This is a genomic window from Colwellia sp. BRX8-9 (assembly GCF_014077245.1).
Lineage (GTDB): Bacteria > Pseudomonadota > Gammaproteobacteria > Enterobacterales > Alteromonadaceae > Colwellia_A.
This window is the reverse complement of sequence record NZ_JACGVN010000015.1, coordinates 40,883-64,091: the sequence shown is the minus strand read 5'-3', so window position 1 is coordinate 64,091 and position 23,209 is coordinate 40,883. Positions and strand designations below refer to the sequence as shown.

The 23,209-nt window shown below is 37.7% G+C and carries 21 protein-coding genes; 16 read left to right on the top strand and 5 right to left on the bottom strand.

All coding sequences use genetic code 11. The features are described from left to right. Nucleotides 1–10: 10 nt before the first annotated feature. The gene (locus H4J70_RS13490) at nt 11–757 is read left to right on the top strand and encodes a class I SAM-dependent methyltransferase (protein ID WP_182222146.1); all 747 of its coding nucleotides are present in this window, start codon (nt 11–13) and stop codon (nt 755–757) included. 31 nt (nt 758–788) lie between these two features. Further along, nucleotides 789–1,550 (top strand): Nif3-like dinuclear metal center hexameric protein, encoded by a 762-nt coding sequence (locus tag H4J70_RS13485; RefSeq protein WP_220470388.1) that lies wholly within the window; start codon nt 789–791, stop codon nt 1,548–1,550. Nucleotides 1,551–2,183: 633 nt separating this feature from the next. Here H4J70_RS13485 and H4J70_RS13480 read toward each other — a convergent pair. Further along, nucleotides 2,184–2,939, bottom strand: a complete 756-nt coding sequence (locus H4J70_RS13480; RefSeq protein WP_182222145.1) for an ElyC/SanA/YdcF family protein — start codon at nt 2,937–2,939, stop codon at nt 2,184–2,186. 109 nt (nt 2,940–3,048) lie between these two features. Here H4J70_RS13480 and H4J70_RS13475 point away from each other — a divergent pair, with 109 nt between their 5' ends. Continuing rightward, on the top strand, nt 3,049–3,342 hold the full coding sequence (locus H4J70_RS13475; RefSeq protein WP_182222144.1) for a hypothetical protein: 294 nt from the start codon (nt 3,049–3,051) through the stop codon (nt 3,340–3,342). Nucleotides 3,343–3,398: 56 nt separating this feature from the next. Here the strand turns inward: H4J70_RS13475 and H4J70_RS13470 are convergent, their stop codons facing one another. Further along, a complete protein-coding gene (locus H4J70_RS13470) occupies nt 3,399–4,457 on the bottom strand; it encodes an alkene reductase (protein WP_182251278.1) in 1,059 nt (352 codons plus the stop codon). 144 nt (nt 4,458–4,601) lie between these two features. Between H4J70_RS13470 and H4J70_RS13465 the strand changes: the two genes are divergently transcribed. The 13 genes from H4J70_RS13465 (at nt 4,602) to H4J70_RS13405 (ending at nt 20,222) form a co-directional block, all read left to right on the top strand. Beyond that, a complete protein-coding gene (locus H4J70_RS13465; RefSeq protein ID WP_070376693.1) occupies nt 4,602–5,183 on the top strand; it encodes a TetR/AcrR family transcriptional regulator in 582 nt (193 codons plus the stop codon). Between the two features lie 65 nt (nt 5,184–5,248). Beyond that, complete coding sequence (locus H4J70_RS13460; RefSeq protein WP_157471051.1) at nt 5,249–6,352, top strand: efflux RND transporter periplasmic adaptor subunit; 1,104 nt, start codon at nt 5,249–5,251, stop codon at nt 6,350–6,352. A 36-nt stretch (nt 6,353–6,388) separates the two neighbouring features. After that, nucleotides 6,389–9,448 carry an efflux RND transporter permease subunit gene (locus H4J70_RS13455; protein ID WP_182222142.1) on the top strand — a complete coding sequence of 1,020 codons (3,060 nt, stop codon included), beginning with the start codon at nt 6,389–6,391 and terminating at the stop codon, nt 9,446–9,448. Further along, nucleotides 9,442–10,110, top strand: coding sequence for a response regulator transcription factor (locus H4J70_RS13450; protein ID WP_182251277.1), 669 nt, complete (start codon nt 9,442–9,444; stop codon nt 10,108–10,110). Before H4J70_RS13455 ends, H4J70_RS13450 begins: the two co-directional genes overlap by 7 nt. Nucleotides 10,111–10,157: 47 nt before the next feature. After that, nucleotides 10,158–11,489: a HAMP domain-containing sensor histidine kinase gene (locus H4J70_RS13445; protein ID WP_182244451.1), complete on the top strand. Its 1,332-nt coding sequence runs from the start codon at nt 10,158–10,160 to the stop codon at nt 11,487–11,489. Between the two features lie 380 nt (nt 11,490–11,869). Next, nucleotides 11,870–12,550 carry a TorF family putative porin gene (locus H4J70_RS13440; RefSeq protein WP_182214343.1) on the top strand — a complete coding sequence of 227 codons (681 nt, stop codon included), beginning with the start codon at nt 11,870–11,872 and terminating at the stop codon, nt 12,548–12,550. A 9-nt stretch (nt 12,551–12,559) separates the two neighbouring features. Continuing rightward, the gene (locus tag H4J70_RS13435; RefSeq protein WP_182251276.1) at nt 12,560–13,294 is read left to right on the top strand and encodes an ABC transporter substrate-binding protein; all 735 of its coding nucleotides are present in this window, start codon (nt 12,560–12,562) and stop codon (nt 13,292–13,294) included. A gap of 153 nt (nt 13,295–13,447) precedes the next feature. Continuing rightward, nucleotides 13,448–14,197 carry an ABC transporter substrate-binding protein gene (locus H4J70_RS13430; RefSeq protein ID WP_182230413.1) on the top strand — a complete coding sequence of 250 codons (750 nt, stop codon included), beginning with the start codon at nt 13,448–13,450 and terminating at the stop codon, nt 14,195–14,197. 17 nt (nt 14,198–14,214) lie between these two features. Further along, a complete protein-coding gene (locus H4J70_RS13425) occupies nt 14,215–15,708 on the top strand; it encodes a methyl-accepting chemotaxis protein (RefSeq protein ID WP_182214348.1) in 1,494 nt (497 codons plus the stop codon). Nucleotides 15,709–16,109: 401 nt separating this feature from the next. Beyond that, nucleotides 16,110–17,888 (top strand): ABC transporter ATP-binding protein/permease, encoded by a 1,779-nt coding sequence (locus tag H4J70_RS13420; protein ID WP_182214350.1) that lies wholly within the window; start codon nt 16,110–16,112, stop codon nt 17,886–17,888. Further along, nucleotides 17,881–18,444 carry a DUF1415 domain-containing protein gene (locus tag H4J70_RS13415; protein ID WP_220465931.1) on the top strand — a complete coding sequence of 188 codons (564 nt, stop codon included), beginning with the start codon at nt 17,881–17,883 and terminating at the stop codon, nt 18,442–18,444. The genes H4J70_RS13420 and H4J70_RS13415 overlap by 8 nt, the downstream gene beginning before the upstream one ends. Before the next feature lie 83 nt (nt 18,445–18,527). Then, nucleotides 18,528–19,316 carry a hypothetical protein gene (locus H4J70_RS13410; RefSeq protein WP_182214352.1) on the top strand — a complete coding sequence of 263 codons (789 nt, stop codon included), beginning with the start codon at nt 18,528–18,530 and terminating at the stop codon, nt 19,314–19,316. Between the two features lie 39 nt (nt 19,317–19,355). Then, a complete protein-coding gene (locus H4J70_RS13405) occupies nt 19,356–20,222 on the top strand; it encodes a glucosaminidase domain-containing protein (RefSeq protein ID WP_182214353.1) in 867 nt (288 codons plus the stop codon). A gap of 109 nt (nt 20,223–20,331) precedes the next feature. On the opposite strand, the gene ttcA is transcribed toward H4J70_RS13405, so the two are convergent. From ttcA to fnr, 3 genes are all read right to left on the bottom strand, one after another. Further along, nucleotides 20,332–21,294: a tRNA 2-thiocytidine(32) synthetase TtcA gene (gene ttcA, locus H4J70_RS13400; protein WP_182214355.1), complete on the bottom strand. Its 963-nt coding sequence runs from the start codon at nt 21,292–21,294 to the stop codon at nt 20,332–20,334. A 110-nt stretch (nt 21,295–21,404) separates the two neighbouring features. Further along, nucleotides 21,405–22,331 carry a universal stress protein UspE gene (gene uspE, locus H4J70_RS13395; RefSeq protein ID WP_182251275.1) on the bottom strand — a complete coding sequence of 309 codons (927 nt, stop codon included), beginning with the start codon at nt 22,329–22,331 and terminating at the stop codon, nt 21,405–21,407. Between the two features lie 149 nt (nt 22,332–22,480). Continuing rightward, entirely contained in the window at nt 22,481–23,200 is a 720-nt protein-coding gene (gene fnr / locus H4J70_RS13390; RefSeq protein WP_182243734.1) for a fumarate/nitrate reduction transcriptional regulator Fnr, read from the bottom strand. Nucleotides 23,201–23,209 lie beyond the last annotated feature (9 nt).

Sequence of the window (23,209 nt, the reverse complement as noted above, 5' to 3'; positions counted from 1 at the left end):
TATCTAACTGATGAAACCTGCTTTGGGCTATCGACAACCCCATTACCCAAAATCTTGGCAAGCTTTACCAAACGGCGAGGTCATTGTTAAAGAAATTGAACAAGTGTTAGCGCCGTGGTGGCCAAAATTTTTTGGTTATCATCTATTAAAAATTGGTGCACTCAGTGGTCATATTGACAGCTCAGGCTGTACAATTAAACATCAAATAAATTTAGTCGAGCGAAAACAAACCGGCGATATTATTGCTGATGTAGATGATTTACCCTTTTTAGAACATAGCATTGATGTTTGTTTACTTAGTCACGCCTTAGAATTTTCACTTGACCCTCACCATGTAGTGCGAGAAGCAAACCGAGTATTGATCCCTAATGGTTACTTAGTTATTACTGGTTTTAACCCTTTTAGTTTAGCGGGACTTAATAAATTTATTCCTTATCGTAAACATAACACTCCGTGGAACGAACGTTTTTTTTCGGCAATGCGAGTGAAAGATTGGCTGCATTTAATGGGCTATGAAATATTAGTTGATGAAAAAGTTATTTATTCTTCTTTATCGGGACGTTTAAGCCAAGGTAAAATTGTTCAACTTTGGCAAAAAATTGCCAGTGACTTCTTACCTAACTTAGGGTCTATCTATGTCTTAGTGGCCAAAAAACGTGTCCACCCGTTAACACCTATTAAGCCTAAATGGGCGATAAGGCCGAAGTTTAAACAGGTAGAAGTGCCTAGTATGAATTCATCACATAAAATTAACTAACTTTTAAGTTCCTAACAAAGAGAATACAGTAATGATCCATCGTAATGATTTAGAGCAGCACCTAAATGCCTTGCTAAAGCCTGAACAAATTAAAGACTTTTGTCCTAATGGTTTACAAGTTCAGGGTAGTGATCAAATCCATAAAATTGTCACGGGCGTAACCGCAACACAAGCGTTAATTGCCAGAGCTATTGATGAAAAAGCAGATGCTTTAGTGGTACACCATGGTTTTTTTTGGAAAAATGAATCTTATGTTATTCGTGGCATGAAATATCAACGAATTAAGGCGCTGCTTGATCACAATATAAGTTTATTTGCCTACCATTTGCCGCTTGATATTCATCCGGTATTAGGAAATAACACTCAGCTTGCTCAATTATTTGAAATAAATAATGTCCAACCTCTAGAAGTTGGCAATCCTTTAAGTGTCGCTGTACGTGGTGAGTTCTCACATCATATTTCAGGTGATGAACTGAGTACACGTATCTCCCAGCAACTATCGAGAAATTGCTTGCATATTACACCACCGTCTAATAAAAAAATAAAAACAGTTGCTTGGTGCAGTGGTGGCGGACAAAATTATATCGAGCTTGCTGCAGAGCAGGGCATTGACGCATTTATTAGTGGCGAAATTTCAGAGCAAACGACCCATGTTGCAACAGAAATGGATATTCATTTTTTTGCTGCTGGCCATCATGCAACCGAGCGTTATGGCGCTAAAGCGTTGGCAAAACATCTTGAAAAAGAATTATCAATACCGACAGTTTTTATTGATATTGATAACCCTGCGTAGAGAATATACCCAGCCGTAATGATTAAACCCTACGTCATCCAGAATGCACCCCATTCGACATATGAACCCCCGAACGTCATATGACTCTCCATCCGTCATATGACCCCCCTTCCGTCATCCTGAATTTATTTCAGTATCAGTATGGCGGCGGAGAATACAAAGACCAGATACTGAAACGAGTTCAGCATGACGGGCGAAGAACATAAAGCCCAGATACTGAATGCACCTCAAGCGTCATATGAGCCCCCATCCGTCATCCTGAATTTATTTCAGGATCTCGTATTTCATAGAACAAAGACCAGATACTGAATGCACCCCATTCGACATATGAACCCCCATCCGTCATGCTGAATTTATTTCAGTATCAGTATGACAGCGGAGAACACAAAGACCAGATACAGAATGCACCCCATTCGTCATATGAGCCCCCATCCGTCATCCTGAATTTATTTCAGGATCTCGTATTTCATGGCACAAAGACCAGATACTGAATGCACCCCATTGGTCATATGAGCCCCTTCCGTCATCCTGAATTTATTTCAGGATCTCGTCGTTCATAACATAAAGACCAGATACAGAAACCGTCATGCTGAATGTATTTCAGTATCAGCATAACAGCAATATAAGCCGCTACTAGCTCTTTAACCACTGAACCACGCGGCCTATGCTCTCATACCAGGCATGAGTTGTTTGTTCTAAATTTTTTGGCTTAGGGATATAATCTTGCCAATATTTTTCGTCATTCATTCCTTTGGTCCATTTACCTGCGGGGGCGGCGATGGGGTTAATACCTTCTAGTTGGAAGTACTTAATTGCACGCGGCATGTGGTCAGAATTAGTTACTAAGACAACGTTTTTTCCACTGACCCTTGGCGCCATTAATTGTGCTTCTTCTTCGGTATCTTGCGCAAATCCCTCAACAATTATTTTTCTCTCAGCAACACCCAACAGCATCGCGGCTTGCTTAACCTTCTCGGCATTACTTGTTTCGTCATTGCCGGCATAACCTGAGGTAATTAAGTGCGCTTCAGGGTGAATACGCAGGATACGCATCGCTTCAACGAGTCGTTGCAACGAACAAACACCTAATTCGCTAGTCGCTGGTAATTGAGCATCTGTGGTGTGCTTGCAGCCTAAAATGATAATATAATCAACAGGTTTACTTGAACGTGTGAACGCGGAGTATTGGCTTTCTAGCGGCGCCATAACTAGATTAGCAACCGGACCTAATGAACCTAGCGTTAATAATAAGGTCGCCAAGATTAAGCAGCTATAACTGAATCTCTTTTTATATTGATAAAAAATAATAGCTAATACCAATAATAGTATGACGATACTTAACGGCATGATCAGCGCGCTAATAATTTTTTTAAGTAAAAATAGATCCATAGTAATTAATCTTAGCTCGTTGTATATTTGAAAAATTATTCGAGATTATAATCATCATTGATGGATATACCAAGTGAAGTCATTGATTGATCACCTAGTGAGAGTTTACATGTCATATTGTTATGAGGTTGCCGTATTTTCTGTTAGTAAAGAAAATCAACAAAGAGTGATTGAATTAAGTCAGTTATTGTTTGAAGAAATGAACAAGGAAAGAGCCGTCTTAATATCACATCGTATATTAAGTAAGACCGATAATGATGAAGAAATTTGTTGGCAATTAGTTTGGTTAGATGAAGCAGCGGTTGAAGAAAATGCTAAAAAGTGGGCTACTTTTCCTAGCAGTGCAGAGCTAGAGTCACTGGTTGGAGCACGGCTTTATTACGGACATTTTTTAGCGATTTAAATTTAGGGTAAGCGACTAAAAAAAGCGAAGCAAGTTATGCTTCGCTTAGCTATTCTTTAAATTAAGCTTGTTAACATTTCGGCATTATATTCAACCAAATCTTCACCCACTCGCACTTTAGCGACGTAATCAGCATTAGCAATAAAAGGTCGTCCGATTGCGACTAAGTCAAACTTATTATCGGCAATGGCATCACTGGCAGTATCTGGAGTATAACTGCCTACACCCACTAATGTTTTAGTGTAGTTGGCGCGGATATAACTTGATGCTTGGCCATCTAAATAATCAAAGACCATAGAATCATCAAAAATACCTAAGTGTAAAAATGCCAGATCACGCTGTTCAAGTTCAGTCAGTAAGTGATCAAATACTTGGCGGTCTCTTGCATCCCCAGACATGAAGAAATAGGCACCTGGGCTTATTCTTAATGCCGTTCTATCTTTACCAATGCTGGCAATAACCGCATCAACAACCGCTAACGGAAAACGTGTCATGTTTTCTGGTGTTTCGCCGTATTCATCGGTGCGACGGTTGCTGTCGTAATGAAGGAACTGGTCAATTAAATAGCCGTTAGCACCATGAATCTCGACACCGTCAAAACCTGCTTCGATAGCATTTTTTGCCGCTTGAGCAAAGTCTGCTATTAACTGCTCAATCTCTTGATGAGTAACAGCTCTTGGCACTTGATAGTTTAAATCACGCATTCTCGGTACTGTGCCTTCAACACCTACTGCCGATGGCGCTAAAACGTCACTAGAGCCATTATTATTGTGCTCAAAGAAGTGAGGATGAGCAACTCGGCCGGTGTGCCAAAGTTGAGCAAATATTTTACCGCCCTTATCGTGAACTGTCTTGGTGACAAATTTCCAAGCATTGACTTGTTCTTGGGTAAATAAGCCCGGTGTATTTGGATTACCTTGACCATCAGGACGGATTATCGTTGCTTCAGAAATGATTAAACCGGCTTCTGCTCTGCGGCCATAATATTCGGCCATTGCTACCGTAGGCACTAAGTTATCATCGGCCATACAGCGGGTTAATGGCGCCATTAATATACGGTTATTTAAAGTGATGGTGTCATTTAGTGCATAAGGTTGGAATAAATTATCAGTCATTAATTATCTCTATTAATTGATTTCTTTCTTGAATATTCGTTCAAGATAACGTTATTTGAACAATCATTCAAGTATTATTTTTGAATGATTGTTCAAAATTAAGTATCATGTCGTTATCTAGTAGATAAATGAAAAGTGGTGATCATGAGAAATGCTGAGTTCGACCGAGAAAAAGTGCTAAGAGCAGCGATGAGCTTATTTATGGAAAAAGGCTATAGCAAGACAAGTATGCCTGATTTAAAAAAAGTGACAGGTTTACATCCAGGTTCAATTTATTGTGCATTTGAGAATAAACGCGGTTTACTGTTAGCCGCTATCGCCCAGTATAAAGCTGACCGTAATGCCGAATTTTCACAGTTTTTTTTAAGTGACGAAACCATTCTTGCACAATTAAAAAAATATTTAGACCATATGGTCAATGAATGTGTCAGCGGTGATCCCGCGAAAGGCTGCTTATTTATTAAAACCCTTTACGAGTCAACAGAAGAAGATCAAGAAGTACAAGCCGTTATTGCCGACAATGTTTTACAATGGCAACAAGCGCTAGCTGATAAGTTTTTGCAAGCACAAGCAGCGAAAGAATTATCATTAAATAAAAAGAGTGAACACTTAGCGCAATTTTTAATCATGGGGATTTATGGTTTACGCACTTTTGCTCAATCAAATCCAGATCCAGAGACATTAAAAGCGTTAGCAGAGCAATTATTTAACAGTATTGATAATTAACCGGTCGTTAACTGTAAAGCCGCTATAATAGCCTTATTATTGCAGTTTTTTTCATGGAGTTTTGTATGCGTTTATTTTTATTAGCTTTTTCTATTATCACGGTACTCTCAGGGTGTGGTAAAGAAGAGCAGCCTTTTGAAGAAGTTATTCGTCCTATTGCATGGCAAGAAGTTCAGCAAACCTCATTTGACCAAGTGCGTCGTTTGTCTGGCACTATTTACCCGGTTGAAGAAGCTAATTTAAGTTTTGAGGTTGGTGGAAAAATACAATGGATAAAAGTAAAACTCGGTGATGAAGTTAAGCGAGGCGATGCCCTAGCGCGTTTAGACCAACGAAACTTTAATTTGAGTCGTCAATCAGCACAAGCAAACCTACAAAAAAGCTATGCCGCACTATCTGAAACTGAAAATGAATATAAACGTTACGCCGAGTTATCAGCCAAAGGTTTAGTGTCAAAGTCTGGCTTTGATAATGCCAAAGCAGCTTTTGAGTCAGCAAGCAGTGCCGTAAACATTGCTAAAACTCAACTTGATATCGCCAATAAAGATTTAAGTGATTCAATATTAACGGCCCCTTACAATGGTAAAATAACGAAACGTCTTAGCGAACCTTCTATGCAAATTTCTCCGGGCCAAGCCATTTTTCAAATTGAAGGTGACGATGGTTTAGAGGTGCAAGTCATGGTCCCCGAAACGATGATCAGAGATTTATCTAAAGGAAGCGAAATTGATATTCATTATCCCGCGTTTCCCGGCTTAAACAGTAAAGGCACAATCGCAGAAATTAGTTCGCGCGCCGCTACAGCTAATGCATTTCCGGTGACTATTCTTATTAATTCTGAAACAAAAAATTTGCGAGCAGGCATGACAGCCGAAGTTGACTTTACCTTTCAAGGTATTGGACGAACGGGTTATCAAGGTAAAGCTTTTCGTCTCCCTATTGCAGCACTGGCAGCAGATGAAGGACAAAAGTCGTATGTATTTGTTTATAACGTTGAACAACAAATTTTACAAAAACGTATGGTGCAAACAGAAAGTATTTTAAACAATGAAGTCTTGGTTTCTGCTGGCTTATCGTCAGGAGAAATTATTGCGATTGCCGGTGTCTCGTTTTTACGTGATGGCCAGTCGGTTCGGTTGCTTGATAAGCATGTAAAGCGTTTTAATTAATCACGTTCCCGTATAACTTGAAATTTAGAGACTTTTATGAATTTAACTAAAATTGCTTTTACCTACCGAAAGTCCATTTTAATGGTACTTGCCTTATTATTGATCAACGGTGTTTTTGCTTATTTAACCTTACCAGCACAAGAAAACCCAACAATAACTATACGTAAAGCCATTGTTACCACTTCATACCCAGGCATGGCCCCCGAACGTGTTGAACAATTAATCACGCGTGCCATTGAAAAAGAAATTAGAAAAATTCCTGAAGTTGAAAAACTTACATCGACCTCAATGACGGGACAATCGGTCATTCATGTTGAAATTTACGATCGCTATTTTAATTTAGATAATATTTGGCAAGACTTACGTAATAAAGTTAAACAAGCGCAATTGAATTTGCCAGAAGGGACTAGTCCTCCTTTTGTTAATGACTCATTTGGTGACGTATCTGTTGTCACTTTAGCCTTAACCGCTGACGGTTTTGACTTAGGTGAAATGTATGATATTTCTAAACATATTCGTGACAATTTATACAGTGTTGCCGGTACTAAAAAGGTTGATATTATCGGCGTTCAAGCTGAGCGAATATACCTTGAAGTAAAAACAGCTAAACTCGCTCAATTGGGTATTTCACCGCGTAGCATTATTAGTGAACTACAAAATCAAAATATTATTAGTCCAGGTGGACAAATCGATACGGGTTTACGTTCCATAGTGGTTGAGCCAACGGGTAATTTTTCTTCACTGGAAGAAATAGGTAATACTCATATTAGGATCACCGGGACTGACGATACCATCGCGCTAAAAGATATTGTTAGCCTGCGCCGGGGCTTTATTGATCCGCCAGATAAACCTGCCTACTTTAATGGCGAGCCCGCTATTATGTTTGGGGTTTCCATGCTGCAAAAATATAACTTATTGGAATATGCGCCAAGAGTTAAAAATATGGTCACCAATATTGAAAATACTTTACCGATTGGTTACAAAATCAATATTGCAACTTATCAAGCGGATCAAGTACAGAAATCTATTGAAGGGGTCTCAATCAATGTAATACAAACACTGGTGATTGTATTATTGGTTGTTATTTACTTTTTAGGTTTACGTACCGGTTTAATTGTTGGCTCAATTGTACCTTTTGTGATGCTAACCACATTAGCTATTATGAAGTTCTCTGGTATGACGTTAGAGAAAATGAGCTTAGCAACACTTATCATTGCCTTGGGTTTATTGGTTGATAATGGAATTGTTATCGCTGAAGACTTTAAACGAAGAATTGAACAAGGTATAGACCGCTTTGATGCCATGTGCCAGGGCGGTAAAGAACTTGCCATGCCATTACTCAGTTCATCGGTAACCACTATTTTATTTTTCTTACCCTTAATGCTTGCCGAGCATGTGGCGGGTGAATTCACCCGCTCAGTTTCCCTGGTTATACTGATAACGTTGATGACCAGTTGGGTTTTAGCTTTATGTGTTACTCCAACGCTTTGTTATTTCTTTATCAAAGCTGAAAATAAGGGGTCGGCAACAACAGATAAACCCACTGAAAATTCAACGAAATTCTATCAAATATATGAAAAATTTCTTCATTGGGTTTTAGCACATAAAGCCATTTTTATGACCTTGATGGTCGTCACCTTAATCGTATCTTTAAGTGGCTTTGGCTTACTAAAAAAACAATTCTTTCCTGACTCTGACCGAACTCAGGTGATGATGTACATTGACCTACCTAATGGGACTTCGGCAAGAGAAACTAATCGTCAAATGCAAGAGGTGTTTACTTGGTTAGATGATAAGACGAGTTTTCCTGAGATCAGTAACTATTCGGGGTATTCTGGTTTTAACGGACCGCGTTTTGTATTAACACTTAATCCAGAAGATCCCGCTAATAATAAAGGGTTTGTCGTCATTAATGTTAAAGATGAGACAAAAATTAATACTTTTGTTAATAAATTACATAACGGTATTATTGAAAACTTCCCCAATGTGTCTGGACGCGTTAAGCGGATGTTTGCGGGCCCTTCAGATTCAAGCACAATAAGTATTCAAGTAAAAGGTCCTGATAAAGACATTTTATATGAAAAAGCTAAAGAAATTATGAGCGTTTTACAAGCGGTCCCTCATACTAAAAATGTGCGTACCGATTGGGAAAATCGTATTGTTAAGATGCAAGTTAAAATTGATCAACATCGTGCCCGTCGAGCCGGTGTTACCTCTTCTGACGTAGCTACCGCCTTACAAGGCTACTTTAGCGGCGCTAATGTTACTGAATATCGTGATGGCGATGATATTATTCCCGTGGTGTTTCGCGCAGAAGAAGAAGAGCGTTTTAATCTAGATAGGCTGCGTACCGTTTCAATATTTTCTAATCAAACTGGATCATCAGTGCCGTTATTTCAAGTGGCAGACTTTATTCCAGTTAATCAGTATGCAAAAATTCAACGTGAGAACATGTTTACCACTATCACGATTGAAGCCAGTAATACCCAAATGACAGCGGAAGATCTAAAGGGGGTTATTGACGGCGATATTCAAGCATTAAAAAAAGATTTACCCGTTAACCATTTAATTGAATACGACGGTGTTATTGTCCAGTCTAAAGAAGCGCAACAAGCTCTTGGGGCTAGTATGCCGATGGTTATTGGTTTGGTGCTAATTTTATTGGTTATGCAATTTAATTCATTCCGCCGAGCGTCAATTATTGTGCTGACTATTCCCTTATCACTGATAGGGACGGTTGTTGGTTTATTAGTCATGAATGCGCCTTTTGGATTTATGGTCACCTTAGGTATTTATAGTTTGGCAGGTATTATTATTAATAATGCGATTGTCTTAATTGACCGAATTGAAATTGAACGAGCCACAGGGCAAAGTGACTATCAAGCCATTGTTAATTCGTGTTTAACACGGTTACGCCCAATAACGATGACAACCGTTACCACCATTATGGGGTTATTACCGTTATTGATAGACCCAATGTCAATGTTTTATGGTATGGCAACCGTATTAGCATTCGGCTTAGGCGTTGGCACAATTTTAACCTTAGCGGTTGTACCTGTTTTATATGCCAGTTTCTTTAAGATCAGTCGATGCTAGTTCATGTACTGTTAGTTGAAGATGATCTTGATTTAGCGACAACAATTATTGATTATCTTGAATTAGAAGGCATAACCTGTGATCACGCAGCTAACGGTGTTGCTGGCTTAGCATTGCTCAGTAATCACCACTTTGATGTGATGATCCTCGATGTGAATATGCCGCGCATGGACGGTTTAACCGTCTGCAAAAAAATGCGCGAGCAAGGAAATAGTACGGCGATTTTGATGTTGACCGCTCGAGATACCTTAGATGATAAACTGGCTGGCTTTGCGGCAGGATCAGATGATTACTTGGTTAAACCGTTTGAAATGCAAGAGCTGATTGCCCGTATTCAGGTGTTAGCAAATCGCCGCAGTGGTCAAACAAACCGATTATCACTGTTCGGTCTTGACGCTGATTTTGGCGCTAAAACATTAAAACGGCAACAACGTACGTTACAATTGTCACCAACAGGTTGGAAAATTCTTGAAGTACTGATGCGAAAATCACCTGAGGTTGTTTCAAAAAAACAACTGTTACAAGCTGTTTGGGGTAATGAACAACCAGACAGTGATAGTTTGAAAGTCCATTTGTTTAAATTGAGACAACAAGTCGATACCAGCAATGAAAGTAAGCTTATTCATACGGTTTCGGGACAAGGTTTTGTTTTTCGTGCATGATGAGATTAATGAACATTATAATAGCGACTTTATAGTTAATAATTGATATGAGTAAAACCAAGAAAAAACCACAAACCCTTCGTCGATACGTCTTAAAAGTACAAAGCATGATTGCCTTAATTATCGTGCTTAGTTACACCTTAGTGATTAACTTTTATTTTATTCATGGGCTTGATGAAGCTAACTTTCAGGATCTTCATTTAGAAAGTAATGATTTTGCACGTCAATATCAAAAAAACATCGATCATCCACTGCCTAATAACATTCACTTCCAAGGTTTTTTAGATTGGAAAAGTCTTCCCGTCGAAGTACGAGAGCATTTTGCTGCCTTTGAAAATGTAAAAAAAATGGCGATGGATAACATTAGACTTTTCAGTGAAGACACTTTTATTTCATGGCCAGAGCAGGCTATATTTGTTATTGCACAGCCCTTATTTGATGGTAAAATTTTCTATTTAGTACGAAAAATAAATATTAAACAATATGATGCCTTAAGCCAAATGGGTATCAGTAAAATGTTCCAGCTAACGTGGCCAATCGCATTAATTTTTTTATTAGTGATGCATTTTTCTGTCCAGTTATTGCTTAAACGAACGTTAACACCCTTTTATCGTATTGGTGATTGGGTTGAAAGTTTAACCCTTGAAAATGTTGAGCAAGACACACCAAACTTTGAATTCTATGAATTAACAGCGATTGCAGTTCAACAACAAAAAGCGCTATTAAGGCTCAGTGCTATGCTTGGTAAAGAACAAGATTTTTTACGCCATGCAAGTCATGAATTACGAACCCCAATAGCGGTTGTTAAAAGTAACAGTGAATTATTAACCCGAATATTCTCTAGCGAAAATAATAAAGACAAAGGTGAACAGTCTTTAGCCCGAATCAGTAGGGCAGCACTCAATATGCAACACACCACAGAAACACTATTATGGCTCAGCCAGGAACACTCCATAGAACAAAGCAATCAACAAACATTGGCTTTAGTCGAAATAGACTTAAACTTGATGATTAACAACTTGGTTGAAGATAACGCGTACTTATTACAAAGTAAAAAAGTTAAAATAACACTTAAATTGACGCCTACTCATATTAAGGTACTTGAAACACCTTGTCGCTTGATCCTCAACAACTTAATTCGCAATGCATTTCAATATACAGCAGAAGGCGAAGTTATTATTCAATGTAGCCAAGGCCTAGTTATCGTTGAAAATATTAATATAAGTGAAGGTGACTTTGATCACAGTGGTGCTGATTACGGCTATGGTTTAGGTTTAAGGTTAGTTGATAAAATCGTCAATAAAATGCATTGGTCATATCAAAATAATGATGCAAGTGGTGGCCGTAAAGCGACTGTTGATTTTCGAACCTCTATTTAACTAACTAACAAACTAACAAACTAACTTCATCTTTATCGAGATAGGTTAATATCTTGGCATTTTAGATAAATGGCCTCTAGGGAAAATCACACAAACTTATCACACCCTATTCATCGCGGAGTTGATGACTAGATAATAACATCGATATCGACTAACTATTATTAATGCAAACTAACATAAAGTAGCATTAATACAGCAATTACCTAATACCAATACGACTTAAATAACTCATCTGCTAACATTTATTGCCGTAATCACCATACAAGTTCTTCACCATCAATGAGTTGAGTTAGCCCATCTACTTATTAATATCAGTAAAATATTGTTATTAAGCGATCAGTGACTATAATTTTATAGATATCTTTTATAGGATTAACTTAATGAAAAAACATTTAATATTAGTAACAACTTTACTTACCATGTCTTCACCTGCGTTCGCTGACTGGTCATCAACCGTTACAGTAGCAAGCGATTATCTTTTTAATGGTGTTAGTCAAACAGATGAGGGCCCAGCACTTCAAGGTAGTCTTGATTGGTCTGGTGCGGGGGGTTGGTATGCGGGTGGTTGGGCGTCAAATGTTGATTTTGGTGATGATACGAATATAGAAGCAGATGTTTATCTCGGTTATTACACCGCAGTAAATGATAACGTTAATCTTGATGTTGGCGTTGCTCAATATACTTATAACGGCGCAAGCTATAGTTCTGACGGTAACTATACTGAGATATATACTAAATGGAATTTCGGCGCTACCGATTTAAACTTTTGGTATGCTTGGGATTACTTTGGAACAGGGGCAGGTCATTACATTGTTATGTTAAATCATACCTTTACCATTAATGATGAGTTAACTTTATTAGTGGGTATTGACAGGTCGAGTAGTTTAGATGATGACAAATGGCAATGGGAGCCCGGTAGTGACAGTTATAACCACTGGCAAGTCACCAGTAACTTTAGTACCAATGGTTTTGATTTTTCATTAGGGCTGCACGGCACTGATTTAGATACTTATGGCGATACCACACTATTGCTTACCGTTGCTCGTACATTTCAGTTTTAGGAGATAGCCATGTTTAATAAAGTCATAAAAATTATATTAATTTTGTCTTTTAGCACACCCGCATTTAGCGACACCGTCCATCTAACCTCGTTAACTTGGCCGCCATATTCAGGAAAGGCTTTAAATGAGCAAGGTGCTTCAGTTGCTGTAGCTAAAGCAGCGTTTAAGGCAATGGGACATGAGTTGAAGGTTGATTTTTTCCCTTGGAGCCGTGCTGTAAAGCTTGCATCGGAACCAGACTCAAAATATGCAGGTTATTTTCCTGAGTATTACTATGAGTCTAATGAGTTTTCATTTTCTAATCCGATGGGGAAGGGCCCTTTAGGGGTAATTGAAAACAAGAAAAAACCCATAGTATGGTCGGCGGTTAAAGATTTAACGCAATATAAAATTGGCGTAGTTCAAGATTATGTTAATACAGCTGAAGTTGATGCATTAATTGCTAGTGGCGAAATAAAAGCGCAAACCGCTACCTCTGATGAAACCAACATTCGTAAAGTTGCGGGTGGTCGAATCGATGCTGCTGTTATCGATACCAATGTTTTCAGCTACTTACTAGCAAATAGCAAAGACTTAGAAAAGGCGCAAGAACAAGTGCAAATGAATGTTAAGTTGTTGACAGAAAAAGAATTGTTCGTAGCCTTTAAAAAGAGTGCAGAAGGTCAGAAATGGTTAGCTATCTATAATGAAGGTTTAAAGAAGATTGATATTACGGCGGTGATGAAAAAATATTTGAATGAATAGGACCTTATGTCAATTATACATAAAGAATAGTTTTTCAGGCTAACTCAATAGATTGCTATATTTACGCACTTTGTTATTAATGAATATGATAACAGTTGATTAAAAGCAGATGTGCGTAATTCACTCAACTATACATTACACAAGGTTAATACGATGAAACTAGTTATTGGTTTACTTACTATTGCTATTTCACTGCCAGCATCTGCAGCGACAGTTACTATTCGTGCGGACGACTGGTTTCCGATGAATGGCGATCCAAATGGTGACAAGCAAGGCTATATGATTGATATGGCTACAGCAATTTTTACAGCAGCAGGACATACTGTTGATTATAAGGTAATGCCATGGGAAAGGGCGGTAAACTCGGTTCGTGAAGGTAAGTTTGACTGCGTTGTCGGAGCGTATCCTGAAGATGCACCCGATTTTATTTTTCCTTCTTTGAATTGGGGAATGGATGGTACGGGATATTATGTTAATAATGCATCAACTTGGACATTTACCGGTTTTGATTCGCTATTAACTCAGAAAGTGGGTGTTATTAGTGGTTATGCTTATGGCGAAGAGTTTGACGCGTTAATAAAAAGTCGACCCGATGTTTTTAAAGATGTTTCAGGAACTGATGCTTTGGAAAAAAACTTTAAAAAACTCGTTAATAACCGAATTGATGTTGTCGTTGAATCGGTTTCAGTCGCGAATGCAAAGTTAAAAGAACTTGGTTTTAATGAAGCACTAAAAAGCGCAGGGACTAACGCTGAAAAAGCACCGATTTACATTGCTTGTTCACCTGCAAAACCGACCAGTAAAATGTACATTGAATTAATCGAAAAAGGTACAGAAACACTTAGAGCATCTGGACAGCTAAAAGATATTCTAAATAAATATGGTCTACAAGACTGGCAGTAAAAAGGTATAAAAATAATATGAACGTTACTAAATCTATATCATTTAAACTTATTTTTTCAGCATTGATTATTGTCACCACACTCGTCATTTCTTTTGGTGTGTATGATTATATGGCACAAAGTAATTTACTGAAAAATAAGCAAATAAATCAACTTTCTTTGGTCGAATCTCGATTAAAACTTAATTTGCCTTCTGCTGTTTGGAATTATGAAGAAGATCAAATGAAGGGTATTTTAAACTCGGAACAACAATCAGAAGACATCGCTTTAATAGAAATAACCAATGAAGATAAAAAAACAATATCTCAATCAAAAGGAAAGAAAACAAACGAAGCGATCACTTTTAAGTTACAACATATTGAGGACGGTCAAAGTACCAGTGTTGGTAATGTTACTTTGTTTATCGATAGTTCTTCAATAGATCTCGAATTGTCATCTTTAGCTTCTCGCATCATTGTTAAAGGAGTATTGCTTGACGTATTTTTAATTTCAGCGATCTACTTTTTATTCGCTAAACTAGTGACGCAGCCTTTAAGTGAAGTTGCCAATGCTTTAGAGAATATTGCGCGTGGAGAAGGCGACCTAACGCAGCGACTACGCGTTAAACGTGAAGACGAAATAGGCCTTGTTGCAGAGTCATTCAACGTCTTTGTTGATAAAATTCAATTGCTTGTTCAATCTATTCAATTGTCGGTAAAGCAGACTTCAGAGGTGTCACAAAATGTATATCAAGCTTCTGAGGCCAGTCGTGGGCATTTAGAAAATCAACAGTCTGAAACGGATCAGGTGGCTACCGCCATCACTGAAATGTCTGCGTCAGCAAAAGAAATTGCTAATAATGTTCAGTTAACTGCAGGCTCAGCAGAGCAAGCAAATCAAGATGCACGAGCAGTATCCGCTATTATTAAAGAGTCTATTGAGTCAATAAATGGCTTATCTGATCACCTTAATGAAGCCACTAAGGTGGTTGGTGCACTTGAGGATGATGTTAAAGGCATTGTTTCAGTCTTAGATGTCATTCGCGGAATTGCCGAACAAACAAACTTATTGGCGTTAAACGCTGCCATTGAAGCGGCTCGTGCTGGAGAGCAAGGGCGTGGTTTTGCTGTGGTTGCAGATGAAGTTAGGGCTTTGGCCAGTCGAACTCAAGAAAGCACTGCACAAATTCAGCAGACCATTGAACGTTTACAATCAGGTGCTAAATCAGCGGTTCATGTTATGGAAGATAGCCAGGTTAAAAGTAAAGCGTCAGTTGAAAATGCACTCAGTTCAGGTGAGTCTATTAGTAGCATTTTAAGCTCTACAGAACAAATTACTGAAATGGCGACGCAAATAGCCTCTGCGGTTGAAGAACAAAGTACTGTTGCAGAAGAGTTAAGCAGCAACGTTAATAGAATTGTTAGCGCAGGTCATAGCAGTTTAGAACAATTAAATGCGATGACAAAAAATTCTCAACTTATGCAAAGTTCTTCAGATGAGCTCAATAAATTAACGCAACAATTTAAAGCTTAACGTAAGGCATTAAATTTTTAGGTACGTATATTTACCGGTATGTGATTCTTTTACTGATAGATTTTACTCATCTATTTAAAAGGGGGGAACTTTAAATAACTATGGAGTTTTCCTTCGCTCTTAGAGACGATTAAATGCTGATTATAATTTGCTAACAACAAATTATAATCAGTTTTTTTAGCTGTTTATTTCAGATCAGCGTCATGATTAAAGTGGCGTTATGGATTAGATATACAGAGACGTACTTAATATACTCAGTTTATAGCTACTACAGTGCGGCAGCGCTTATTCAATTAAGTGAAAAACAGATGTTGTGTTCACTATGGGTTGATTTTCTTGATTGCTTTAAGTGATTAAAGCCGTTAAAGTTTGCCTAATTCCTACCAGAGTAATATCCCTTAATGCGCAGATCTTCCTACTCGTCACCTGAAAATGCCACCATTAATTGGCGAGTGCTAAAGTCACTTATTCCCTACTTACTCGAATTTAAAGTGCGAATAGGTTTTGCGTTGTTTTGTTTGGTGTTAACTAAACTCGCCAGTGTTTATCTGCCTTTTATCTTAAAAGATATCGTTGACGGACTTGATGCTCAACAAGAAAACAATATTTTCATTGTGCCTTTTGCTTTAGTTGCCGCTTATGGTTTAGTGCGTTTAACTATTGTGCTACTGGCAGAAATACGCGACACCTTATTTGGCCGTGTTACCGAACGAGCGATCCGCCGCATTGGTTTGAAAGTTTTCGAGCACCTGCATCAACTTGACTTAGACTTTCATTTGGACCGCCAGACAGGTGGACTCTCGCGTGACATTGACCGTGGTACGTCTGGGGTTAACTTCTTAATGCGGTTTATGGTTTTTAATATTGTGCCAACCTTACTCGAAATAATTATGGTTATTACCATATTATGGGTGAATTATGGCATTTGGTTTGCGCTGATCACCGGCGTCTCTATTGCCAGCTATATCGCTTACTCGATTTACGCAACAGAATGGCGCACGCGTTACATTAGAGCCGCAAATAAAGCTGACTCATCAAGTAATACTCGCGCAATAGACAGTCTGTTAAATTATGAAACGGTTAAATATTTTACTAATGAATCATATGAATCAACAGCTTACGACAGTCAATTAGCTGATTGGGAAAAAGCAAAAATGCAAAACCGTTTGTCACTGTTTGCTTTAAATGGTGGTCAGGCCATTATCGTGTCGTTAGCGATGACGGCAATGTTAGCGTTAGCGGCTTATCAAGTGACTCATCAACAAATGACCTTAGGAGACTTTGTCCTGGTTAATGCTTTTATGATGCAACTGTTTATCCCTTTAAACTTTTTAGGATTTGTTTATCGAGAAATAAAAGGTTCTTTAGCAAATATTGAGCAAATGTTTACCTTGTTGCAAAAAGTACCTAAGGTTGTAGATGCACAAGATGCCAAAGAATTAGCGATAAGCCATGGTGCTATTAAATTTGATAACGTTAGCTTCTTTTATGATGAGCAAAGACCCATTTTAAAAAATGTTTCATTCGAGGTTAAAGCGGGTCAAAAAGTCGCTGTTGTTGGCGAGAGTGGCTCAGGAAAATCGACCTTAGTGAAACTACTTTTTCGTTTTTATGACTGCCAACAAGGCTGTATTAAAATTGACGGCGAAGCAGTTACTGATATTACGCAACATTCCTTGAGAAAGAATATTGGCATCGTGCCACAAGATACGGTGTTATTTAATGAAAGTTTATTTGAAAATGTTAAATATGGCAATGTAAACGCGAGTAATGCACAAGTTGAAGAAGCTGCAAGATTATCGCATTTAAGTCACTTTATTACCTCGTTACCAAAAGGTTTTGATACCGTCGTTGGCGAGCGTGGTTTAAAGCTTTCTGGTGGCGAAAAGCAACGGGTTGCCATCGCCCGAACCATTTTGAAAAATCCTGCTATTTTGGTCTTTGATGAAGCAACGTCGTCACTTGATAGTCACTCAGAGCAAGCTATTTTAAAAGCAATCAAAGAGGTGGCTAAAGATCACACTAGCTTAGTGATAGCTCATCGATTATCAACTATTATTGATGCCGATAATATTATTGTCCTGCACAAAGGGGAAATAATCGAGCAGGGCGATCATCAAACGCTACTCACTAAAAAGGGTCATTACGCAACGATGTGGCAACTGCAACAAAATGCCTGATAAACAAATGTATGCCGTTGAAATTTCACAAACTAAGCAGTGGCTAGAAGAAATAATTATTGGTTTGAATTTTTGCCCTTTTGCAAAAAAAGAGTTTGTTAATAACACGATACATTATCAACTTTGCCCAGCAAAAAAGGTTGAATCGGCTTTAGCAGAATTAGCCATAGAATTTGAAAGACTCGTCGCTGACCCCAGCATAGAAACGACTTTATTGATTTTTAATGAAGGCTTTAAAGGTTTTGAAAGCTACCTTGATTTACTCGATGAGGCTAATGAATTGTTGTTCACCTTAGGTTATGAAGGTGTCTTTCAGCTCGCCAGTTTTCATCCTGATTATTATTTTGAAGGTGAGCCATTTAACGCAGCCTCTAATTATACTAACCGTTCGCCATTACCCACGCTTCATTTAATTCGAGAAGCGAGTATGGAAAAGGTATTATCTGTGTATAAAAATCCACAGAAAATACCTGATAATAATATTGCCTTAGCCCAAGAGAAAGGTGCTCATTACTTTCAAAATATATTAAAACGTATTGCTAAATTACACCGATAATTCAGGTGAAAATTTATGCTATTTTCCAATATCAAATCAACTTGCTATAATGTTGAAAAATTTACACAAAGGTAGTCATTTTCGTGGATGAAAAAAAAGTAGTACAAATTGGTGGTAGCATAGAAAAGTCTTTGCAGGGTGAATATACTATTGACGTTTCTTCGGTATTAAAAGAGGCGTGGCAATTAACACTTCGCTCGCGAATCGCTATTAATTTAGGATTACTTTTTACGCTTATTTTGGGGATTGTTGTTTCATTTTTGATCAGTAATACCATGGGTGGTATTGAACAAGTGATTAAAGACCCACAATCAACAACATTATTAAATATTGTTGTCACTATGGTTATCTATCCTTTTTTAGTTGGTGTCGAGATGATGGGCGTTTTTCATGCCGTTGGTTTAAAAACCAATAGTAAATTAATTTTTGCTTTCTTAAAACGAGGCAGTTGGGTTGCTGTTTGTGCGCTGTTAACGTCAGTATTAATAACTTTAGGTATGAGTTTATTTGTTTTTCCAGGTATTTATTTAGCGGTCGCCTTGTCATTAGTACTGCCGCTTGTAGTAGATAAAAAATTATCACCGATAAAAGCTATCACCTTGAGTTTACAAGTTACACGTTTTCAGTGGTTTAAGTTACTCGCTATTTATAGCTTACTCTTTTTAACTTTATTTTTATCTTTAATCCCCTTAGCCATTCTTGCTAAAACACAATTTTCAGTGATTGGTGTTATGCTTTTCTTAGTCGCATTAACATTTATAGCGCCGCTATTTTATAATGTTAAAGGCATTTTATATCGAGAGATTTTTGGCATGCAGTTACAAGCGACGGATGTACCCGCTCAGCAAACGAGTGATACATTTTCAGCGTAAAGCTCTGTGCAAAACCTTATTGTTAACAAAAAGGCTACTATGATCATTCAATATTTGATGAGAACTGTGTTAATAAGTGTATTTTTTCTTGCGCTTATTGCGCCCTTCACTTTTTTAGCGCCAACTTTTGAACTTCCCACGCCGGAAGTAACAAACGTTGTTATCGTTCCTGTGGTCAAGGCGAAAGTAAAAGTGGTTGAGCAACCGCTTCATAACGTTAAGATCCCAAACTTTGCTTCTATAAGCGATGTTAAAACGAAAAAACGTCAGTTTTTCCGTTATATTTATCCAGCAATAGCGCAAGAGAATAGCAATATTCTTATGTTAAGGGCAGAAGTCTCCTTGATGATAGAAACACTTTTCCTCGAGGAAAATCTTTTAGCAGATCAACAAGCTTTGCTTGAGCGATTAATTAAGAAATATAAAGTTAATCAAAAACACTCGCCGCTACAGCAACTTAATGAATTATTGTTGCGTATTGATATTGTGCCTGTTGAACTAGTATTAGTGCAGGCAGCCAATGAATCAGCTTGGGGCACTTCTCGTTTTGCTCGAGTTGGTTTAAACTTTTTTGGTATGTGGTGCTATAAAAAGGGTTGTGGCATGGTGCCAAGAGGAAGAGATGACGGTGCTAAACATGAAGTAGCGGCATTTAATAGTTTAGAGCATGCGGTACAGCGTTATTTACACAATATTAATACAAATCATGCTTATGGTGTTTTTCGTTCAATTAGAGGGCAGTTACGCGCTCAAGAACAACCACTATCGCCACAAATCTTAGCAACAGGATTACTGCGTTATTCTATTAGAGGCACTGATTATGTCTTAGAAATAACAGAAATGATCCGCCATAATAAAGTGTATTTTGATAAAATATTGTCGAAGCCAAAACCTAAGGTTATTTAGGCTCGGCTTATTGTATTACGCGTCAGATAATGATGGCGAGCGATAACATTCATTCTTTTAACTGGTGTTGTTATCGCGCTTAGATACTTGGTATTAATTAAGGTAGATTCTACTTTATTTCTATAATATTCAAACTGTTACTTAATGAAAGTTTGGCTTTTGAATTGTCTTCAATATTGACGTTGTTTGTTAATTGAGCGGCAATAATAGGTTCATCATCAAAAGCGATATCGCCACCATTGATAATGCCTGAATCAGCGTTAATCCCTTTAAAATCAAAAAGTTCACTGTCACACAAATGTGATGGAACCACATTGCGAATGGCAGTAAACATAGATTCAATTCGTCCTGGATGATTAACATTCCAGTCCTGTAACATTTTCTTAATGTTTTGACGTTGTAAATTAGGTTGAGAGCCACATAAATTACAAGGAATAATTGGGAACGCTTTTAGTTGTGCATATTGGATGAGTTCTGCTTCTTTACAAAAAGCTAACGGTCTAATGACGACATGCTCACCATTATCAGAGACCAATTTTGCTGGCATTGATTTTAATTTACCGCCATAAAACATATTTAGCATCAGTGTTTCAACCATGTCATCACGATGATGGCCTAGTGCAATTTTAGTTGCGCCTATTTCTGCCGCGACCTTGTATAAAATAGCTCTGCGTAAACGAGAGCATAAACTGCAGGTGGTCTTCCCCTCAGGTATTTTATCTTTAACAATAGAGTAGGTATCTTCTTGCGCAATTTTATATTCAACACCTAAAGCTTCTAAGTATTCGGGAAGGATATGCTCAGGAAAACCAGGTTGTTTTTGATCAAGATTAACGGCAACGATATCAAAATGAATGGGCGCTGATTCTTTTAACAACATTAAAATAGCCAGAAGGGCGTAACTGTCCTTGCCACCCGATAAGCACACCATTATTTTATCGCCATCTTCTATCATATTATATTGCGCGATAGCTTGGCCAACATGTCGTCTTAAGCGCTTCTCAAGTTTACTCAGCTGTATTTTTTGGCTGGGTGTTAAAGATGTTATTGGTGTCGCTGATTGAGCGCTCATAGTGTTTCCTAGAGATATTTGAAATAAAAAGTATGAATTTTACCGCGCGTAGTATAGCAAAAAGCCAAGGAAATCCTCGGCTTTTTAATGGATATTTACATATTTCAATATTAAGCTAATGGCGAGAGGTAACCATCAGGTTTTATCGCTAAGACATCACAGTTAAGGCGGTCAATGACATGCTCTGCAGTATTACCAATAAGTGCCGCTGAAATCCCCGTTCGACCAATAGTACCTAACACAACTAATTCAGCATCAACGTGCTTAGAAATACTTTGAATAACATCTTCAGGTAAACCTTCTTTAACATGGGTATTTTTAAGCGGAATATTAAAGCTATTAGCATGGTCTTTCATCGCACTTTTGTGATGATTAAACATAGTGTCGTTATATTCAGAGGCGTTAAACTCTGGAATTTCAATGGCAATATTTACTGGCGTACCTGGATAAGAATTCACTAAATGAACATTGGCTTTAATCAGTGAAGAAAACACTATTGATTCTTGGGTTAACTTATTATTAAGCGCTTTGTGCTCATCATCATCGCTACCGATATTGAGTGCGGTAAGTAAATTACCATTGCTTGGCCAGCTATGGTCTTTAACCAGTAATACTGGGCAGGGACATTTCCTTAAGATATGCCAATCTGTTGGCGTAAAAATAACCGACTTTAGCTTGTCATGTTGATGGGTGCCTTTGATGACAATATCGAAGTTTTCAGCCAGTACTTTTTTTATGATCTTTTCAAATGGGCGATTATGCCAAATAATACAGGTATCTATGGTTATGTCTTGGTGATCAGTTTCTGAAATCTTTTCGTCTAACCATAGTTTACGATCATTAATAACCGATTGACGCATTGCTTCTCGCTCTTCGCCAGAAAGCATGGTGGTCATTTCATAAGATAAATCATAAATGGTTAAAAATGCAGTGATCTGTCCGCCACTATGTCGTGCTAATTCAATCGCACGTTTCAACGCTTTTTGATTTTCAGTGGTTGGATCAATAACGGCTAATATTTTTTTATACTTATCCATAATATTTACTCCCTAGTTATTAAATAATATTAATAATAGACCATAATTAATAGATATTATTTGCTTTAAATCATAATATTTCAATAAAAAAAATGCTTAACATCTTTAATGTTAAGCATTTATCTATAATTATTTAAAAAAGCGATAAACTACAGTGAAGCACACTCGTTAAGTTTATCCATATTAAGTATTGTGATGAGTTTTCCATCAACTGTGATTAATTCATTTTTTTGAAAACGATTTAATAATCTACTGATGGTTTCAACCGTTAAACCAATATAATTACCAATGTCACTTCGCGTCATCGTTAGGCGAAAATCTGTTAGTGACATACCCCGTGCATGATAGCGACTGGCTAAGGTTGAAATAAAAGTTGCTAAGCGTTGTTCAGCATTTTTGCGGTTAAGTAGCGTTAACATTTCTTGATCTGCGCGGATTTCTGAACTCATCATGCGAAGAATTTGTTTTTTCAACTTAGGCATCGTATTCGATAATGAATCTAAAGTATTGTAAGGTATCTCACAGACCATAGATGTTTCTAAGGCTTTTGCAAAACTAGGATGCTCTGACTCAGCAATAGCATCAAAACCTAATAAATCACCCGCTAAATGAAAACCGGTAATTTGTTCTTCACCTTGTTCATTAACCGTAAATGTTTTGAATGTTCCAGAGCGAATAGCGTATAAAGCTTGCATTTTGTCGCCATCTTGGAAAATTTGTTCGCCTTTATGGATAGGGCGTTTACGGTCAATAATGCTGTCTAGTGTATCGAGCTCTTTATCATTTAAAGAGAAAGGTAAACACAGCTCGCTGATACTACAGTTTTGACAATGAATATGTTGAGATGTAGAACATGGCTTTTTATACATATTAACCTA

What these genes read in the sequence shown, in the direction of transcription:
- H4J70_RS13490 (WP_182222146.1), top strand. Translation starts at nt 11, where the DNA reads ATGAAACCTGCTTTGGGCTATCGACAACCCCATTACCCAAAATCTTGG.
- H4J70_RS13485 (WP_220470388.1), top strand. Translation starts at nt 789, where the DNA reads ATGATCCATCGTAATGATTTAGAGCAGCACCTAAATGCCTTGCTAAAG.
- H4J70_RS13480 (WP_182222145.1), bottom strand. Translation starts at nt 2,939, where the DNA reads ATGGATCTATTTTTACTTAAAAAAATTATTAGCGCGCTGATCATGCCG.
- H4J70_RS13475 (WP_182222144.1), top strand. Translation starts at nt 3,049, where the DNA reads ATGTCATATTGTTATGAGGTTGCCGTATTTTCTGTTAGTAAAGAAAAT.
- H4J70_RS13470 (WP_182251278.1), bottom strand. Translation starts at nt 4,457, where the DNA reads ATGACTGATAATTTATTCCAACCTTATGCACTAAATGACACCATCACT.
- H4J70_RS13465 (WP_070376693.1), top strand. Translation starts at nt 4,602, where the DNA reads ATGAGAAATGCTGAGTTCGACCGAGAAAAAGTGCTAAGAGCAGCGATG.
- H4J70_RS13460 (WP_157471051.1), top strand. Translation starts at nt 5,249, where the DNA reads ATGCGTTTATTTTTATTAGCTTTTTCTATTATCACGGTACTCTCAGGG.
- H4J70_RS13455 (WP_182222142.1), top strand. Translation starts at nt 6,389, where the DNA reads ATGAATTTAACTAAAATTGCTTTTACCTACCGAAAGTCCATTTTAATG.
- H4J70_RS13450 (WP_182251277.1), top strand. Translation starts at nt 9,442, where the DNA reads ATGCTAGTTCATGTACTGTTAGTTGAAGATGATCTTGATTTAGCGACA.
- H4J70_RS13445 (WP_182244451.1), top strand. Translation starts at nt 10,158, where the DNA reads ATGAGTAAAACCAAGAAAAAACCACAAACCCTTCGTCGATACGTCTTA.
- H4J70_RS13440 (WP_182214343.1), top strand. Translation starts at nt 11,870, where the DNA reads ATGAAAAAACATTTAATATTAGTAACAACTTTACTTACCATGTCTTCA.
- H4J70_RS13435 (WP_182251276.1), top strand. Translation starts at nt 12,560, where the DNA reads ATGTTTAATAAAGTCATAAAAATTATATTAATTTTGTCTTTTAGCACA.
- H4J70_RS13430 (WP_182230413.1), top strand. Translation starts at nt 13,448, where the DNA reads ATGAAACTAGTTATTGGTTTACTTACTATTGCTATTTCACTGCCAGCA.
- H4J70_RS13425 (WP_182214348.1), top strand. Translation starts at nt 14,215, where the DNA reads ATGAACGTTACTAAATCTATATCATTTAAACTTATTTTTTCAGCATTG.
- H4J70_RS13420 (WP_182214350.1), top strand. Translation starts at nt 16,110, where the DNA reads ATGCGCAGATCTTCCTACTCGTCACCTGAAAATGCCACCATTAATTGG.
- H4J70_RS13415 (WP_220465931.1), top strand. Translation starts at nt 17,881, where the DNA reads ATGCCTGATAAACAAATGTATGCCGTTGAAATTTCACAAACTAAGCAG.
- H4J70_RS13405 (WP_182214353.1), top strand. Translation starts at nt 19,356, where the DNA reads ATGATCATTCAATATTTGATGAGAACTGTGTTAATAAGTGTATTTTTT.
- ttcA (WP_182214355.1), bottom strand. Translation starts at nt 21,294, where the DNA reads ATGAGCGCTCAATCAGCGACACCAATAACATCTTTAACACCCAGCCAA.
- uspE (WP_182251275.1), bottom strand. Translation starts at nt 22,331, where the DNA reads ATGGATAAGTATAAAAAAATATTAGCCGTTATTGATCCAACCACTGAA.
- fnr (WP_182243734.1), bottom strand. Translation starts at nt 23,200, where the DNA reads ATGTATAAAAAGCCATGTTCTACATCTCAACATATTCATTGTCAAAAC.